This is a genomic window from Furfurilactobacillus rossiae, from assembly GCF_013394005.1.
Classification (GTDB): domain Bacteria; phylum Bacillota; class Bacilli; order Lactobacillales; family Lactobacillaceae; genus Furfurilactobacillus; species Furfurilactobacillus rossiae.
In genome coordinates this window covers 813,847-831,109 of record NZ_CP040586.1, presented here as the reverse complement: position 1 = coordinate 831,109, position 17,263 = coordinate 813,847, and the positions used below count along the sequence as shown (strand labels likewise).

Here is a 17,263-nt window from a genome sequence, read left to right as displayed (position 1 = left end):
AGCGATAAACAATTTAACTTGTTAAAAAACTCAAAAACGCGGTGTTCTCGGTTTAAATAATAAAAAGAATCATGATTCAGTTTTCAATGTACAACGTTTCAGGTTGGTCACTTGCGTGACCGATTGGAGGATAATGGGCTTGAACCACTGTCATTCATCTGCAAGCAGATGCCGCTCTCCCATCTGAGCTAATCCCCCATGTCATCGTCTGACATGGTGTGAGGTAAATCCCTCAAAACTGAACAACGTTTCCACTAATGTGTAAGGTTCCGATTTGTTTCCTTAGAAAGGAGGTGATCCAGCCGCAGGTTCTCCTACGGCTACCTTGTTACGACTTCACCCTAATCATCTGTCCCACCTTAGGCGGTTGGCTCCCGAAGGTTACCCCACCGACTTTGGGTGTTACAAACTCTCATGGTGTGACGGGCGGTGTGTACAAGACCCGGGAACGTATTCACCGCGGCATGCTGATCCGCGATTACTAGCGATTCCGACTTCGTGTAGGCGAGTTGCAGCCTACAGTCCGAACTGAGAATGGCTTTAAGAGATTTGCTTGGCCTCGCGACTTCGCTGCTCGTTGTACCATCCATTGTAGCACGTGTGTAGCCCAGGACATAAGGGGCATGATGATTTGACGTCGTCCCCACCTTCCTCCGGTTTGTCACCGGCAGTCTCATTAGAGTGCCCAACTTAATGCTGGCAACTAATCATAAGGGTTGCGCTCGTTGCGGGACTTAACCCAACATCTCACGACACGAGCTGACGACAACCATGCACCACCTGTCTTTCCGTCCCCGAAGGGAACGTCCGATCTCTCGGATTAGCAGAAGATGTCAAGCCCTGGTAAGGTTCTTCGCGTAGCTTCGAATTAAACCACATGCTCCACCGCTTGTGCGGGTCCCCGTCAATTCCTTTGAGTTTCAACCTTGCGGTCGTACTCCCCAGGCGGAATACTTATTGCGTTAGCTGCGGCACTAAGGGGCGGAAACCCCCTAACACCTAGTATTCATCGTTTACGGCATGGACTACCAGGGTATCTAATCCTGTTTGCTACCCATGCTTTCGAGCCTCAGCGTCAGTTACAGACTAGGTAGCCGCCTTCGCCACTGGTGTTCTTCCATATATCTACGCATTCCACCGCTACACATGGAGTTCCACTACCCTCTTCTGCACTCAAGTTATCCAGTTTCCGATGCCCTTCTCCGGTTAAGCCGAAGGCTTTCACATCAGACTTAAATAACCGCCTGCACTCCCTTTACGCCCAATAAATCCGGATAACGCTTGCCACCTACGTATTACCGCGGCTGCTGGCACGTAGTTAGCCGTGGCTTTCTGGTTAAATACCGTCACTATCTGAACAGTTACTCTCAGATACGTTCTTCTTTAACAACAGAGTTTTACGAGCCGAAACCCTTCTTCACTCACGCGGCGTTGCTCCATCAGGCTTGCGCCCATTGTGGAAGATTCCCTACTGCTGCCTCCCGTAGGAGTCTGGGCCGTGTCTCAGTCCCAATGTGGCCGATCAGCCTCTCAGCTCGGCTATGCATCATTGCCTTGGTAAGCCGTTACCTTACCAACTAGCTAATGCACCGCGGGTCCATCCTAAAGTGATAGCCGAAACCATCTTTCAAGCGAAAACCATGTGGTTTTCGTTGTTATGCGGTATTAGCATCTGTTTCCAAATGTTATCCCCCACTTTAGGGCAGGTTACCCACGTGTTACTCACCCGTTCGCCACTCACTTCAATGTCTCGTCAATCTGGTGCAAGCACCGTCAATCAAAAACCGAAGTGCGTTCGACTTGCATGTATTAGGCACGCCGCCAGCGTTCATCCTGAGCCAGGATCAAACTCTCAAATTAATGAGTTATTTGAAATAGCTCTTGTTTTGTTGTTACTTGGTTATAAAGTGAATTGACTTCACAATTGTAATTGCTTCGAACTTTCGTTCAAAGGCCCTACACATTTGATTCGTCGAAACGTTGTTCAGTTTTCAAAGATCTACATCATCTCATGCAATTGGTACATATCAGACGACTTAGTAATCATATCAATTTAACTCTTTGTTGTCAACGATTAATTTGAATTAATTATTGACATTTTTTAAATTGGTATAGCTGCCATTTTGCGACTCACATTTGAGTGATCTCTTTTGACAACGTTATCTAGATTATCAGTTTCAGCTTTTATCGTCAAGCACAAATATCAATTATCATTTTTTTCTCATTTAAAATCATAAAAGCATTCGAATACACCATTTGCCTCAAACGGATAGACCACAAAACCGCCTGTGATTCGATCCTGTTGAAAAACTAGATAGCTTAAAACCGCCTTTAACATCTTACCACTACACCGCTATGTTTTCCTACAAAAAAAGTGACGATCACAATAAATGCGATCATCACTTTTTAGCTCATCGTTCATCTATAGACTTAGCTGCTCACAAATACAGAAGATCATGTAGATGACTAAGACTATTCATTCTCACTATTATCCTCAGCGCGCATCGTTGGGAACAACAGAACATCACGAATCGACGGTGCATCTGTTAATAACATAACCAAACGATCGACACCGATACCTAGACCGCCGGTTGGTGGCATGCCGTACTCTAAGGCCTCGACGAAATCTTCGTCAATCAATTGAGCTTCGTCATCCCCAGCATCCCGTTCCTTAGCTTGTTGCTCGAAACGTTCACGCTGGTCAATTGGATCATTTAATTCAGAGAACGCATTCGCAAACTCGTTCCCCATGATGTACAGTTCAAAACGATCCGTAAACCGTGGATCATCTGGATTCTTCTTTGCCAATGGTGAAATTTCCACTGGGTGTCCATAAATAAACGTTGGTTGAACTAACGTGTCTTGGACTTTGTCTTCAAAGAACTGGTTAATGATATGACCAACAGTCCAGAACTTCTCATAGTGAATGCCGTTTTTATCGGCCAACGCCTTTGCTTCATCAAGTGACATTGGCTTCCAGAAATCAATGCCTGTCACTTCTTTAATGGCATCTACCATGTGAACACGTTTAAAAGGCTTATTCAAATCAAGCGTTTGATCCTGGTAAGTCACAACAGCGTCAGGGGTTACTGCATGTGCAGCCGCCTTAAAAATGCCCTCTGTTTCGTCCATGACATCATGAAAGTCCCAGTAAGCAACATATGACTCCAACATTGTAAACTCAGGATTATGACGCGTATCGATACCTTCATTACGGAAAACACGGCCAATTTCGTAGACACGTTCCATACCACCGACAATAAGGCGCTTTAAATGCAGTTCCAAAGCAATCCGTAAGTACAATTCAATATTTAACGCATTATGGTGCGTGACAAACGGACGAGCAGCCGCACCACCAGCAATATTGTGTAACACTGGTGTTTCAACTTCTTGGAAGTCTAAGCCATCTAAATAGTGGCGAATGGCAGTAATAATCTTTGTCCGCTTTTGGAAGCGAGCAAAGCTGTCATCGTTGGCAATCAAATCCAAATAACGTTGACGGTAAATCTGTTCTTGATTCGTTAAACCGTGGAATTTATCCGGCAATGGCCGTAACGACTTACTCAAGAAGGTAACTTCCTGTGCACGAACCGTCAATTCGCCCATATCCGTTTTGATGACATCACCTTTAACGCCAATAAAGTCACCAATATCGGAACGTTTGAAAACATGGTACATGTCTTCGCCAATCACATCTTTACGAACGTAAATTTGGATTTTGCCCGTACGATCCTTTAAATCCGCAAAACCAACTTTACCTTTACCTCGCTTAGATACCATTCGCCCAGCAATAGTCACTACGTTAGCTTGAGACTCCAACGTTTCTTTGTCTTCCTCGCCAAACTGATCATGCAACTGTTGAGCTAAATGTGTCCGATCAAAACGATGCCCAAATGGTTCAATGCCTTCATCGCGCAATTCTTGTAGTTTTTCACGACGAACCTTCATCTGGTCATTCATGCTTGCTTCTTGCTTTGCCAAATTAATCCCTCACTTCTGTCAATTTCTCACAAACACCATTCTACACTAAATAACCTTTAGCTACCGGCAATTTGTGAACTTTCACGGGCATCCCGTACTGCTAGCTTATCCAAAAAACGATCGAAAATGTCATTCATTTCTTCCTGCGTGTCAGCATTATTCAATGCTACCTTAGTTCGCGCCGAGTGAGAAATGCCCTTCAGATAGTATGTCGCCTGTCCTCTGAACTCGCGGGGGCCAACATGTTCACCCTTTAGATCGACCAGCCGCTGCAAATGTTCTTTGGCAGTCGCCACTTTTTCGGCTGGCGTTGGTTCTGGCAAGATTTCGCCAGTTTCAAGATAGTGCGCCATTTGACCCAATACCCATGGATTACCTTCTGCAGCGCGGCCAACCATTGCTGCATCTGCGCCAACCTCTTCAATCATCTTCTTGGCGTCTTGAGGTGTTTGAATATCACCATTCCCCATAAATGGAATATGAATCTCCTTGGCCACTTCATGAAGGACATTCCAATCTGAGTGACCTTCATAGAACTGATACCGTGTTCGGCCATGCATGGCCAAAGCCGAAGCACCACCACGTTCAGCTGCTAAGGCATTCTCCACCGCATAAATATGATCAGGATCCCAGCCTGTCCGCATTTTAACGGTAACTGGCTTTTTAACCGCATCAGTCACGTACGAGACCATTTCATACACCTTGTTAGGGTCAAGCAGCCAACGAGCACCAGCATCCGTTTTGACCACCTTGTTAACTGGACACCCCATGTTGATGTCAATGATGTCTGCTTCAGTGTGTTGATCAACATATTCTGCTGCTTGGACCAATGTTTCCTTAGTGCCACCAAAAATTTGAATACTCATCGGGTGTTCGGCCTCTTCAACCTTCATCATGGATAGGGTTTTCTTATTCTTATGCATAATGCCGCGGTCAGAAATCATCTCGCAAACGACGAGTCCAGCACCGAATTCTTTACAGATAAGTCGAAACGCCGAATTAGTAACACCTGCCATCGGTGCCACCACAATTTGATTCGGAATCTCAATATCGCCAATTTTCCACTTCATCGTTTTCCTCCGTTAAGCGTTCTTTTCGCTTAAAATCGTTTGTAGTTCCTGTTCACTAAACTGATATTTGTTACCACAAAAACGGCAAACTGCTTCAGCACCGTGATCTTCAGTGATCATATCTTTAAGGTCCTTGTCTGGTAAACTGGCCAGGTCTTTGGCAAATTTATCCTTTGAACAATCACATTGAAAACTGACGGGTACACGTTCCAAAACTTTGACCCGCTCCTTGCCAAACAGATCATTTAAGATGTCTTCCGGCGTTTTGCCGTCACGGAGTAACTGTGACACTTGAGGTAAGTCCTTTAGACTTGCTTCAAGCTCTGAAATCGCTTTATCAGACGCACCTGGCAACACCTGAATCATGAATCCGCCGGCAACCCCGATGCTATTGTCCTTCTCAACAAAGACCGACACGCCAACCGCTGATGGAATCTGTTCAGATTGTGCTAAGTAATATGTGAAGTCATCGCCTATTTCACCGCTGACCAAAGCAACTTGACCAGTGTATGGTTTATCCAAACCCAAGTTTTTGGTAACCGACAACGCACCGTTCTTACCAACAGCGGCACCAACATCAATATGTCCCTTATCATTTAATGGTAAGTGAACATGGGGATTTACAATGTAGCCCTTAACGTGGCCATTGGCATCTGCATCAACCACAATCCCCTTTGCTGGTCCATCTCCCTGAACCTTGACAGTCATACTTTCCTGCCCCTTCATCAACGAAGTGGAGAGCAATAATGTTGCTGTTAATGTGCGCCCTAGAGCTGCTGAAGATGCACTCCACGTGTCGTGTCGCTGCTGTGCTTCCGCAACAACATTGGTTGAATTGACGGCATAAGCACGAAAATTACCGTCGTCAATAATACTTTTAACTAAATAGTTAGCCATAGTTTACTCCTTGAAAAAATTCTGAAAGTTAGTATACCGCAATTACGCTAAAAACGTTAGTCAAACGCCAGTCTTCCATTTTCTAAAAACAAAAAGCACATTATCGAAAACAACTTAATTTCCGATAATGTGCTCATTATTATAACTGGTTGGAGTCTGAAGAATCATCACTGTGATCCGCACTTGCAGCACTATTAGCTTGGCTGTTTGCACTTTCACTTGCAGATTGATCAGGTTGAGCAGAGTCTGAAGTTGACACTTCGTGTTCTGCCGCACGTTCCTGTTCACGTTGTTGCAAGGCACTCTTGGCCTGTTCAAATGTTGCCGCTTGCGGATTTTCATCTGCAGGCTGCGTCTCAGGCATTTTACCTGTCTTGAACAAACTAAGGATTTGCTTTTCATCCAACGTTTCATACTTCAACAAGGCTTCCGCAATCAGCTTGTGCTGTTCACGATGACTCTGAATGATGTTAACAGCTTCCGTGTAACCTTCTGTAGTCAAACGGCGAACTTCTTCATCAATCAGTGAAGCCGTTTCTTGTGAATAATTTGGCTGTTGACCATATTGAGCCATCGCAGCTTGGTTTTCGCCTTCAAGAGCGACCATCCCCAATTTGTCACTCATCCCGTACTGAGTAACCATTGAACGGGCAATCTGGGTTGCTTGTTCAAAGTCGTTTGAAGCACCAGATGATTCTGAGTTAAAGATGATTTGTTCAGCGGCACGACCACCCATTAAACCAGCAATCTGTTCGTTAGCATCCTTTTTACTCATCAACATTTGATCTTCACGTGGCAACATGATGGCATAACCACCAGCGCGCCCACGAGGAACAATCGTTACTTTATGAACCACCCGTGCATCATTGAGTACCAACCCAACGATTGTATGACCAGCTTCATGGAAAGCAACAGTTCGACGCTCTTGGTCAGAGATAACCCGGTCATGTTTAGCCGGCCCAGCAATAACTCGATCTTCAGCCTCATCTAAATCAGCCGCATCGATTTGAGTCTTACCACGACGGGCTGCTAACAAAGCAGCTTCATTTAGTAAGTTAGCCAAATCTGCACCAACAAACCCTGGCGTCTGTTTCGCAATTTCTTTTAGATCCACATTAGCTGCCAAAGGCTTGCCTTTTGAGTGAACCTTCAGAATTGCTTCACGACCTTTAACGTCAGGACGACCAACCAGGATCTTCCGGTCGAAACGACCCGGACGTAACAAAGCTGGGTCCAAAACGTCAGAACGGTTAGTGGCTGCCATGACGATAACACCTTCGTTACCGGTGAATCCATCCATTTCAACCAACAATTGGTTCAATGTTTGTTCACGTTCATCATGACCACCGCCCATGCCGGTGCCACGTTGACGTCCAACGGCATCAATTTCATCAATAAAGATAATCGATGGTGCGCTCTTTTTGGCCTGATCAAACAGGTCACGAACACGACTGGCACCAACACCGACAAACATTTCAACGAAGTCTGAACCAGACATAGAGAAGAATGGTACGCCAGCTTCACCGGCGACGGCCTTCGCTAACAATGTTTTACCAGTACCAGGCGGGCCCTCAAGTAACACACCCGCTGGAATATGAGCACCCAGCGTGGTGAACTTATGAGGATCCTTCAAGAATTCAACAACTTCGACCAATTCTTGTTTCTCTTCTTCTTCGCCGGCAACATCACTAAAACGAACGGTGTTGCTCTTAGGATCTGCAGGTTTAGCACGGGACTTTCCGAAGCTCGTGACACCGCCACGACCACCAGCACCGCCTTGGCCTGCCTGACCCATCATCATGTAGAAGAAGAAACCAATCAAGACAATCGGTAAGATTAAACTAATCAGATTAATCCAAAAACCACTAGATTCTTCTGCCTTAGTGTCCATCTTTACGTTATGTTTAGCAGCGGCATCCGTTACCTGTTTTACACTTGCGTTATTTTCAAGAATAGAACTGGTAAAGCTCTTTGCCTTACTGGATTGATTGTTACCTAGTCCAAGTGCTGAATTACTGTTATTGGAAACTTTTTGAGCTTTCCGATACTCACCGGTAATCTTGTAAACACCACCAGCAGGTTGCACCTGAAAGTTCTTAATTTTGTTATCCTTTAAATTACGAACAAATTCACTAGAGCGAATATTCTGAGTCTGTGATCCGGAACTATTGCCAAAGAAGAAATACAAGATTCCCATAAATGACAAGAAGATCACGATCCAGAACAGGCTGTTGCGGACTGGTCCGTTTCGGCGTGAGTTCATACAGTGCCTCCTGACAGCATAATTCAGTATTTTTTGTCCAGAAAACTGAACTGAACGGGTTTATCCCCGTTGATGAATCATATCATAGCACAATTGACCTATCTTGACCAAACAAAAATAACGCTTATTTTCGCTTTTCTCAAAGTTTCTTGAGAACGCTCTCGCTGACTCTCAGTTCCACGGTCATTTCGGTTAACACACTATTCCTTATAACTATTAATTATCGTTCTCGTAGACTTCCGGTTTAAGAACACCGACGTACGGTAAATTCCGATAAAATTCTTTATAGTCCAGCCCATAACCGACCACAAATTCTTTCGGCAGTTGGAAACCGACATAGTCAGCTTTTGCCTCAACGACACGCCCTTCTGGTTTGTCCAGTAAAGTACATACTTTGATGTCCTTAGCGTGACGTTCATTCAGCAAATCGATCAAGAACTTAAGCGTGCGCCCGGTGTCAATAATATCTTCCATGATAATAACGTTACGGCCCGCGACATCCGCACTTAAATCATGAATGAGCTGAATCTCACCAGTTGAAGCCAGACCGCCGTGATAACTGGACACATCAATGAAATCTACCTCTGCCATAATGTCCATTTCCTTCATCACGTCGACCGTCCAGAGAATAGCGCCCTTAAGAACTGAAATCAAAATGGGCCGTTTGTCACGGTAATCCTCTGTCAACTGCATCCCTAATCGGTGTGCGGCAGCCTTAATTTCTGCCGCACTATAGAGCGTTTTTTCAATGTCGTTATTCATGTTCCACTCCTTGCCTCAATCTCACGCAAATTTCGACTAACTGATGGTCCGGCTTCGTGACAGCTACGCGACGACCAACTAACCATAATGGCTCATTGTTGACTGTCGTCACAATCAACTGATGTGAACGCTCCTCCAATGGCAATTTTTGGTTGATCAATACTCGTCTAACTGATTGATGTTGACCGTCTTTCAATGCCAACTGATCCGTGGCTTTAGCCTGTCGAATCAGCAATGGTAATTCACTTGTGTCAACATGCAAATGTACGCTCAGAAAATTGGGTTGCATGGTAACTACTTGTCTTGCGTCAAACAGTCCTACTTGACACGTCCCTGTCACAGCCGTCCATTTGTTCAATGTTACCATAGTTTCCCGTACTGGTTGTTGCCGGGACGCGTTTTTTTGTTGATTATTATCGGATCGTTTAAAAGTGAATTCATCATAGCGTCTACACAGTTGCCAACCTGATCCCAAGTCAACGTTAAACTCAGACTTAGCAGACATTAGCGCATTAACGGCGTTGTGCCATGCAGCTAATTCAATTGGCGCAATCAGCGCATCAGTTACTCGTTCCGAAAACGCCTGACGTAGTAGCAACAGAGTCGGCATCGGGTGCCGTAATAAAGCATCAACAGAATGGTCAATACCGACAAGTGCTAATGAGGCTTGCTGTTGCAAATATATATTAACAGCGGCTTGATCATTCAAATTATTTGCAAAATCGTGTTTGAACGATGGATTTTCCGACGCTAACAACGGTAGGATTTGATGGCGAAACCGATTTCTTTTGGTTGTCAGCTGCGTATTCGTTTCGTCTTCAAACGTCTGCAGGTCTTGTCGACGCGCATAATCGCGAATGGATGCCTTACTAATGCCAAGTAATGGGCGAATCAGGTCGCCCTTGCCAAATGAACGTTTCCAAGCAATCCCCAACGGTTCCATCATGCTACGACCTTCAACGAGTCGCATAAGCCCAGTTTCTGCCATTTCATCTTCTTGATGTGCCGTTGCCAGCAACGTCGCATGATGCTCTGTCATCACCTGTTCAAAAAAATGGTAGCGAAAACGGCGAGCCGCAGCTTCAATACCTACCTTCGGATGATCCTTTGACAGCCAGTGGGCAACGACCAGGGGTAAATTGAGCTGGTTGCAATAATCCCTTAAAAAGGTTTCTTCCACATCACTTTGCTGTCGTAGTTGATGATTCACATGGGCGACAACCACGGCAGGTCGTTGCAAAGTTGGCAAGTTTAAAAAAAGGTCCAGTAATGTCATTGAATCTACACCTGTGGATACAGCAACGACCACTGTATCATCTGATTGCCACAAATGATGTGTCTGGTTCGCAGTCAAAAACTGCTGTAAAACTCGATCCATCGATTGACTCCTTTTTGACCGGTCAGCAAAATTTCCATTCAGTAAACAGTTGCTTAACCAACATTCCCACTTGATCAACATACCGGTCAAGTTTTTTCACTAAATAATAAAAATGATCCCGTTCCCGGATTTGGGAATGGGATCATTTACATCAAAACAAGTCCCTGTGATTTTGACATTTAACGTCAATCAACCAAATGGCCTTTATCACAAGTGACTCGCTCTAAATTATTAGCTGCGACGACCACCACGGCCGCCACGCTTTCCTTCAGTATTGTGTTTAAGAGTCGCAAGTCGCTGCTCACTATCTTTTAGGAAGCTAGCCATCATGCCATCAAAGCTGTTATCAGGTTGATGGCTTCGGTTACCTCCGCGACTATTACCGTGCTCATTGCGGCCACGATTATTGCTGTGGTTGTCGTGACCACCGTTATGAAACTCGTGCCCCTCATGGCTTTCGTGATGTTCATGATTCCCACCACGACTATGTTCGCCATGAGATTGAGTTGTTGCAGGACGGTCTTCAGCAGCCTTCATGGAAAGGGCAATTTTTCCCTTTTCCATCGATAACACCTTTACCGTTACTTCATCGCCGACATTCAGAACATCATGAATATCTTTGATGTACTCATTCGAAATCTGGCTGATGTGAACTAAACCACTTTGATGTTCGCCTAAATCGACAAACGCACCAAAGTTCGTGATACCTGTTACCTTGCCAGAAACCTTGTTACCGACTTCCACTGCCATAAAAAAATATATCCTCCTGCATTAGTATGATACATATCGTAAAATTACCATGATTGTAACATAAAACAGTCGCGGACAAAGTCACTGCGGCTGTTATTCAACAAATAACTATTTGGAATTCTTCGGTAGATTGTAAACAATCTCACCATTCTTCGAATAAAGATACTTATCACGAATCAATTGTGTTAGATAAGTATCGTTATGCAATTGTTTTACCTGTTGGTTAAGTTGACCATTTTTTTCAGTTGCTGTTTTGAGTTGGCGGCTTGTCTTGGCATTTTCCGCATTAATCTGGTTAAGATTAGCGACATTTTTTTCATATGCCCAAAAACTAAGCACAGCAATCACAGCAAACACTGCGATGATTCTTAAAGCACGTCGCCGACGACGGTGGGACAAATCATGTTGTTGCTGATTATGTTGACGTTCGCTCTCACGTAACCGTTTAACATAATCGTTATTTAATTGATGAACAGATTGTCCGTTTTCCATCGTTTTTTGGCCACCTTGTCACAGATTCACTTTTTTCTAAGCAACTGTTTAAAGTATAGCAACGGAAAAATTGAATGTAAATGACAATTCCGTTACACATCAAGGGTTTAAGTCCTTCTTAATACGAACGTACTTTCGTTATGCAAGCGGCGGCCCTACTCCTGAGTGCGGTAATCCTTGGCATAAGTTTCAGACACAATCTTGTACATTTTTTCTGCGTCCTCTTTTTTTGTTGTTTCTAGTAATTGTTCTACTTTTACCGTTAATGTTTTGTTACCAAATGCAATCACCAGTTCATCATTAACATTCACGTTACTGGATGACTTTGCTTGGTTACCGTTAATCGTAATTCGTCCCTTATCGGCAATTTCTTTTGCTACTGGACGCCGTTTGATGATTCGGGAAATTTTCAAAAATTTATCTAACCGCATCGTTAGTTCCTCACTTTTTTTATTTTACTTTATTTTTATCTCTCACAAGAATTAATTATTTTCAAACTGCACCATGATTTTCAATAACCGTTTGCCACCCGGTAGTGTCAGCCACTCACGCGTCGAGAAGAGGCGGGTCCACAAAGCCATGCCGACAAAAGTTATGACACCAACGATAACACCAACTAGAGTAACCAAAATGGCGGCTATTCGGCCTGGTCCCAACGACACCTGCAGTTGATTGGCAATAAAACCGGTGATAACAGCCATTACCATGGTTGCCAAACCTAGTTTGCGGACAAATCGACCGCCTGTTAATGCTTCACGCATTTCTGCTGGACTGCCAAGCCAGATCACCACCAGCATGACAAACAAACTAATGACTGTCATCCAACTGGCACCATTGATACCAAACGAAACAACCGCCTGATAGTTAAATAGTGCTTTAGCCAGCACTCCAGCTAATAAGGCCGTTAATGACAGCCGATACTGGTTCATACTTTGCAAAATACTATTATACGTGCTGATTAGACTTGCAAAAACAATACTTAAACAATAAATGGCAAGCGCCATACTGCCGGTCATACTGCCAAACAACACCAAGTTGATCATTGGCATTAACACTATCAACCCCGCAGTTGCCGTTACCGACAACGCTACACTGACATGAATCAACGTCGTCAACGTTGTTTGTACCGCTTTTTCACGTCGCCCATTAAGTGCCGCACTCAAGGTTGGCAACAATGTGGCAGAAAAGCTGGTTGCCACGACCAGCCCCAATTGGATCAATGGCTGAGCCCTGTCGTACACACCCTTAAGTGATTTGGCCCCAGCCTGGGTCATCCCCGCGCTAACCAAACCACGTTTGACCGTGAATGAATCAACCAACTGAAGTAACAAGACGACTGCCGCAAACAAGCAGATTGTGCCGCCTTCACGCAATAATCTGCGAGCCAAAACTAACCAATCATAGTCTTTTGGTAGGACGGCCTGATCCTGCTGGCCAAATAATTGTTGATAAAATGGCACAAACACGATCAATGCCGCAACTGCACCAAACAGTGCACCACTCATTGCCCAAGCACCCATGCGATACACAATCCAATGCTGAGAAGCGGCTAACCAGGCAACTACAATAATAATGGCAACCCGTAGCACTTGTTCAACGACCTGAGAGATCGCTGTCGGCCTCATGTCGAAAAGTCCCTGTGCGAAGCCACGTCCCACCGCTAAACCTGGCATAAATAAAGCCATTCCCGACACTACTTGAATCAACGGAATTAACCCTCGATCACCCATCGCAGTCGCAATTACGGGAGCACCGAAGAATAGGAGTCCAAACAAACAACCACTAAAGACAGCTAAAATACTCAAAACCCGTTTGGCAACCTGACGACGAACCGCCACCTCATCGATTTCGGCAATGAGCTTTGAAATAAATACCGGTAACCCACTCAGGGCAAACGTCATCGCGATTCCATAAAGTGGGTACACTTGCTGGTAGACATAAAAACCAGTATTGCCGACCAGGTTTTGCAACGGAATCCGGTAAAATGCACTCAACACCTTTGCAATCAGCGCAGCAAAGGATAACAGTAAAGCGCCGTTTACCAGACCGCGTGATTGCCGATGCCGTTTAGGGTGCGACGATGTGGCTGCTTGCTTGCGCATGGTTACTCCTTTCGTTCAGCCGTTGATGCCGTAGTAGCTAATTCTTCTGCCCTATCCGCCAGAGCACTGACAAATGCGGACAAAGATGCTAACCACTGAGCTTCGGTCATTTTCGGTTGAATCACAAGTTTGACCATCATCTTACCATCTTCATCACTGACTGTCGCCCGTAATTTAGTGCTAGCCAACGCCTTAAAGATATCTTCACCATTGAACAACACAGACCCTTGTTTGGACAAAGTCACATTGATGTTGTCATCCACACGCCGAATTTTACTAATTAGAGCTTGATCAGCCACCATCTTAAGGTGCCCGATAGCTAAGAGATTGGCAACCTCGGTTGGGTAATCACCAAACCGATCGATCAAGTCTTCATCAACTTCCACGTACTGGTCTTCATTTTCCAATTCACGAATCCGTTTGTAAATTTCAATTTTCTGACGTTGATCTTCAATGTAAGTTGCTGGCAGGTACGCCTCAACACCTAGTTCGATCTCGGTATCAGAACGAACCTTCACTTCTTTACCGCGCTTCTTAGCAACTGCCTGCGATAACATCTGGGTGTACAGATCATAACCGACGGAGTCAATAAACCCATGTTGCTGCTGACCAAGTAAATTACCGGCACCACGAATCGAAAGATCCCGCATGGCAATCTTAAATCCAGAACCTAACTCAGTGAAATCTCGAATCGCCTCAAGCCGTTTTTCACTTTCTTCTGTCAGCACCTTATTCGGTTGATAAGTGAAATACGCATATGCCACACGATTACTCCGACCAATCCGACCACGCAACTGATAAAGTTGAGATAAGCCCATTCTGTCGGCGTTTTCCACAAACAACGTATTAACGTTAGGAATATCCACACCAGTTTCGATAATCGTTGTCGTTACCAGCACATCATATTCACCACGAATGAAGTCGTAGAGCACACTTTCCAGCTGGTTTTCACTCATCTTACCATGAATATAAGCAACCCGCGCTTCGGGCACCAGCTGGCGAATTTGTTCAACCACCCGCTCGATGTCGTCAACACGATTATGCAGATAAAACACTTGACCACCGCGAGCCATTTCACGGGCAATGCCATCCTGCAACGCAGCCGGACTAGATTCCATCACGTACGTTTGGATCGGGTAACGATTGGCTGGCGGTGTTTCGATAACTGATAAGTCTCGCACACCAATCATTGACATATTCAGAGTTCGTGGAATTGGTGTGGCCGTCAGTGTCAAGACGTCCACTGAAGAACGCATTTGCTTGATTCGTTCCTTATGTTTGACCCCAAAGCGCTGCTCTTCATCGACTAGTAATAAGCCAAGATCCTTGAATTCAACGTCTTTTGATAACAAACGGTGCGTCCCGACAACGATATCAATATCGCCGGCTTTTAACTCAGCCAAGGTTGCCCGCATCTGGCTTGGCGTATCAAACCGTGACAGAATGCCAATTTTAATCGGAAAACCTTCAAATCGTGACACCATGGTATCGTAATGCTGTTGAGCCAAAATGGTGGTTGGTACCAAAAAGGCTACCTGACGTCCATCTTCAATGGCTTTAAACGCAGCCCGGAGTGCAACCTCCGTTTTACCAAAACCAACATCCCCAACTAACAGACGATCCATTGGCTTGTTACGTTCCATATCATGCTTAATTTCATCCGTACTTCTAAGCTGGTCCGGTGTTTCCACATAAGGGAAGGCCGCTTCAAACTCCTCTTGATAGGCATCGTCCTTCGGGAAAGCATGGCCTTTTTGCGCTTCACGAGCGGCGTAAAGATCCACCAGTTCATCAGCAATGTCCTCAATCTTGCGAGCCACACTGCTTTTAGTCTTGGCCCACTCGGTTCCGCCAAGTTTATTGATGCGCGGAGTTTTGTCTTCAGATGAAACATATTTCTGAATCAGATTTAACTGGGTGACCGGAATAAAGATCTTCGCATTGTTTTGATAATCAATCGTAATGTAATCCTGGTGCACACCATCCACTTCCATGGTCTGCATGCCCTCAAAACGACCAATTCCGTGGTTGACGTGAACCACGTAGTCACCAGGCTTCAATTCCGTGTAACTACGCAACCGCTCAGCGTTAGCTAAAGTCTGCCGACGCGCACGTTTTTTGGTCACCTTGGCAAACATTTCAGTTTCCGTAATGACCACCAAGTTAGCACTTGGCAATTCAAACCCACTTTGCAATGTAGCAGGCACGACCTGGACACTTTCCGGTGTCAAGTTAGTTGCCTTATCCAACGAAGCGGAAATACCAAAGTCGTGAAGCGTATCGTTGACCTTGCTGATTCGATCTTCATTGTTGACCATAATGACAACCGTCTGCTTCTGCTTTTGCCAACGTTCAACTTCGCCCTTTAACACGGGCAGCTGACCGAAAAACTTTTGCATTTCACGGCTGACAAAATTAGTCAGCTTGTTGAAACGAACATTGCCCATCCCCTTCTGGAACAGTGAGAAGAAGACTTGTGGCCGTTTAACCTCCCGCATTACGGTTCGGAAATCTAAACTCAAGTCTTGGTCAGGTAACATTTCGTGCGTTCGCAAACGGTCGGTGATCCAGTTGGCCTCATCCTCATCGATACGTCGATCAGTGTCTAGTAAACGACCATAGTCATCAACCAATACTAGTGCATCTTTGGGCAAGTAATCCATTAGCCCAGCAGTTTGATCGTAGAATAAATTTGCGTACAAGCCTAATTCAGGCGTGGCACTCGGGGTCGCATCATCAGCTAGTAGCACACTAAAATGAGCTAGCAAAGCTTTCTTATCTTCGCCAGTCAACGATTCGGCCTGTTTGTTAACTTGCTTTTGCAATGCTTTCTTACCAGCAGCTAATTGCGCATCACTTACCAAGAATTCAGTTGCCGGCAAAACCGTCACGTTATCAATCGTATCAATACTACGTTGGTTTTCTGGATCAAACGTCCGCAAAGAATCCACTTCAGTATCAAAGAAATCAATCCGCACTGGATAATCCGCGTCCAATGGGTAAATATCCATAATCGAACCACGAATCGCGTAATCACCAGGTCGTGCCACTAACTGCTCATGACCGTAACCCATTTGGTGTAACTGCGTTTGCAAGTTAGTCATGTCATAGTTTTTGCCGGTTTCAATTACCAAACTGGCCTGCTTAAAATCAGCAGGTTGTGGTAAGAAACGGCGTAATCCAGCTAGATCCGTTACTACCATAACCGGTTGATCAGATTGCAACGCATGCAGTGCCTGCACACGTTCAGCCCGTGATTCTGGTGAACTGGTCGCAATTTCTGTAGCCAACATTTCTTCTGCAGGAAAATTAAAAACCTGGTTGTCCGGCAATAAATTTTGTAAATCATTCACAAGCTGACCAGCATGAAATGCCGTGTCTGTCACCATTAGTTGTGTCTGTTGCTGGTCCATGAACATGGTCGCCATCAGCAGTGTCCGCGCTGAGCCGTTAATACCAGTTACTAATTGTCGTCCCATGTTGGTCGCGGCAACAATTTGCTGATATTCGGGCGCACGGCGCAAAAAATCCTGAATTTCCATAAATAACCTTTCTAGTAGTACTCGAT

At 45.0% G+C, this 17,263-nt stretch carries 11 protein-coding genes, 1 tRNA gene and 1 rRNA gene; all 13 read right to left on the bottom strand.

The genetic code is table 11. The features are described from left to right. Positions 1–124: 124 nt before the first annotated feature. A tRNA-Lys gene (locus tag LROSL1_RS03840) sits at positions 125–198 on the bottom strand. Positions 199–286: 88 nt separating this feature from the next. Then, positions 287–1,860 (bottom strand): 16S ribosomal RNA (locus tag LROSL1_RS03835). Positions 1,861–2,472: 612 nt separating this feature from the next. Next, positions 2,473–3,960, bottom strand: coding sequence for a lysine--tRNA ligase (gene lysS, locus LROSL1_RS03830; RefSeq protein ID WP_178914918.1), 1,488 nt, complete (start codon positions 3,958–3,960; stop codon positions 2,473–2,475). A 77-nt stretch (positions 3,961–4,037) separates the two neighbouring features. Further along, positions 4,038–5,051, bottom strand: a complete 1,014-nt coding sequence (gene dusB / locus LROSL1_RS03825; RefSeq protein ID WP_178913815.1) for a tRNA dihydrouridine synthase DusB — start codon at positions 5,049–5,051, stop codon at positions 4,038–4,040. Positions 5,052–5,063: 12 nt separating this feature from the next. Further along, a complete protein-coding gene (gene hslO / locus LROSL1_RS03820; RefSeq protein ID WP_178913814.1) occupies positions 5,064–5,948 on the bottom strand; it encodes an Hsp33 family molecular chaperone HslO in 885 nt (294 codons plus the stop codon). Between the two features lie 139 nt (positions 5,949–6,087). After that, complete coding sequence (ftsH, locus tag LROSL1_RS03815) at positions 6,088–8,211, bottom strand: ATP-dependent zinc metalloprotease FtsH (RefSeq protein WP_178913813.1); 2,124 nt, start codon at positions 8,209–8,211, stop codon at positions 6,088–6,090. Positions 8,212–8,427: 216 nt separating this feature from the next. Further along, the gene (gene hpt / locus LROSL1_RS03810; protein WP_017260483.1) at positions 8,428–8,973 is read right to left on the bottom strand and encodes a hypoxanthine phosphoribosyltransferase; all 546 of its coding nucleotides are present in this window, start codon (positions 8,971–8,973) and stop codon (positions 8,428–8,430) included. Further along, the gene (gene tilS, locus LROSL1_RS03805; protein WP_178913812.1) at positions 8,966–10,351 is read right to left on the bottom strand and encodes a tRNA lysidine(34) synthetase TilS; all 1,386 of its coding nucleotides are present in this window, start codon (positions 10,349–10,351) and stop codon (positions 8,966–8,968) included. The genes hpt and tilS overlap by 8 nt, the downstream gene beginning before the upstream one ends. A gap of 231 nt (positions 10,352–10,582) precedes the next feature. Beyond that, positions 10,583–11,101 (bottom strand): S1 domain-containing RNA-binding protein, encoded by a 519-nt coding sequence (locus LROSL1_RS03800; RefSeq protein WP_178913811.1) that lies wholly within the window; start codon positions 11,099–11,101, stop codon positions 10,583–10,585. A gap of 108 nt (positions 11,102–11,209) precedes the next feature. Beyond that, entirely contained in the window at positions 11,210–11,593 is a 384-nt protein-coding gene (locus LROSL1_RS03795; RefSeq protein ID WP_017260486.1) for an FtsB family cell division protein, read from the bottom strand. A 155-nt stretch (positions 11,594–11,748) separates the two neighbouring features. Continuing rightward, positions 11,749–12,024 (bottom strand): RNA-binding S4 domain-containing protein, encoded by a 276-nt coding sequence (locus tag LROSL1_RS03790; RefSeq protein ID WP_017260487.1) that lies wholly within the window; start codon positions 12,022–12,024, stop codon positions 11,749–11,751. 51 nt (positions 12,025–12,075) lie between these two features. After that, complete coding sequence (locus LROSL1_RS03785; RefSeq protein WP_178913810.1) at positions 12,076–13,695, bottom strand: putative polysaccharide biosynthesis protein; 1,620 nt, start codon at positions 13,693–13,695, stop codon at positions 12,076–12,078. Positions 13,696–13,697: 2 nt separating this feature from the next. Then, on the bottom strand, positions 13,698–17,237 hold the full coding sequence (gene mfd, locus LROSL1_RS03780) for a transcription-repair coupling factor (RefSeq protein WP_178913809.1): 3,540 nt from the start codon (positions 17,235–17,237) through the stop codon (positions 13,698–13,700). Positions 17,238–17,263 lie beyond the last annotated feature (26 nt).

Excerpts from the sequence above, each read along its gene's own strand:
- dusB (WP_178913815.1), bottom strand. The coding sequence starts at position 5,051 with ATGAAGTGGAAAATTGGCGATATTGAGATTCCGAATCAAATTGTGGTG.
- lysS (WP_178914918.1), bottom strand. The coding sequence starts at position 3,960 with ATGAATGACCAGATGAAGGTTCGTCGTGAAAAACTACAAGAATTGCGC.
- LROSL1_RS03790 (WP_017260487.1), bottom strand. The coding sequence starts at position 12,024 with ATGCGGTTAGATAAATTTTTGAAAATTTCCCGAATCATCAAACGGCGT.
- tilS (WP_178913812.1), bottom strand. The coding sequence starts at position 10,351 with ATGGATCGAGTTTTACAGCAGTTTTTGACTGCGAACCAGACACATCAT.
- hpt (WP_017260483.1), bottom strand. The coding sequence starts at position 8,973 with ATGAATAACGACATTGAAAAAACGCTCTATAGTGCGGCAGAAATTAAG.
- ftsH (WP_178913813.1), bottom strand. The coding sequence starts at position 8,211 with ATGAACTCACGCCGAAACGGACCAGTCCGCAACAGCCTGTTCTGGATC.
- LROSL1_RS03785 (WP_178913810.1), bottom strand. The coding sequence starts at position 13,695 with ATGCGCAAGCAAGCAGCCACATCGTCGCACCCTAAACGGCATCGGCAA.
- LROSL1_RS03800 (WP_178913811.1), bottom strand. The coding sequence starts at position 11,101 with ATGGCAGTGGAAGTCGGTAACAAGGTTTCTGGCAAGGTAACAGGTATC.
- mfd (WP_178913809.1), bottom strand. The coding sequence starts at position 17,237 with ATGGAAATTCAGGATTTTTTGCGCCGTGCGCCCGAATATCAGCAAATT.
- LROSL1_RS03795 (WP_017260486.1), bottom strand. The coding sequence starts at position 11,593 with ATGGAAAACGGACAATCTGTTCATCAATTAAATAACGATTATGTTAAA.
- hslO (WP_178913814.1), bottom strand. The coding sequence starts at position 5,948 with ATGGCTAACTATTTAGTTAAAAGTATTATTGACGACGGTAATTTTCGT.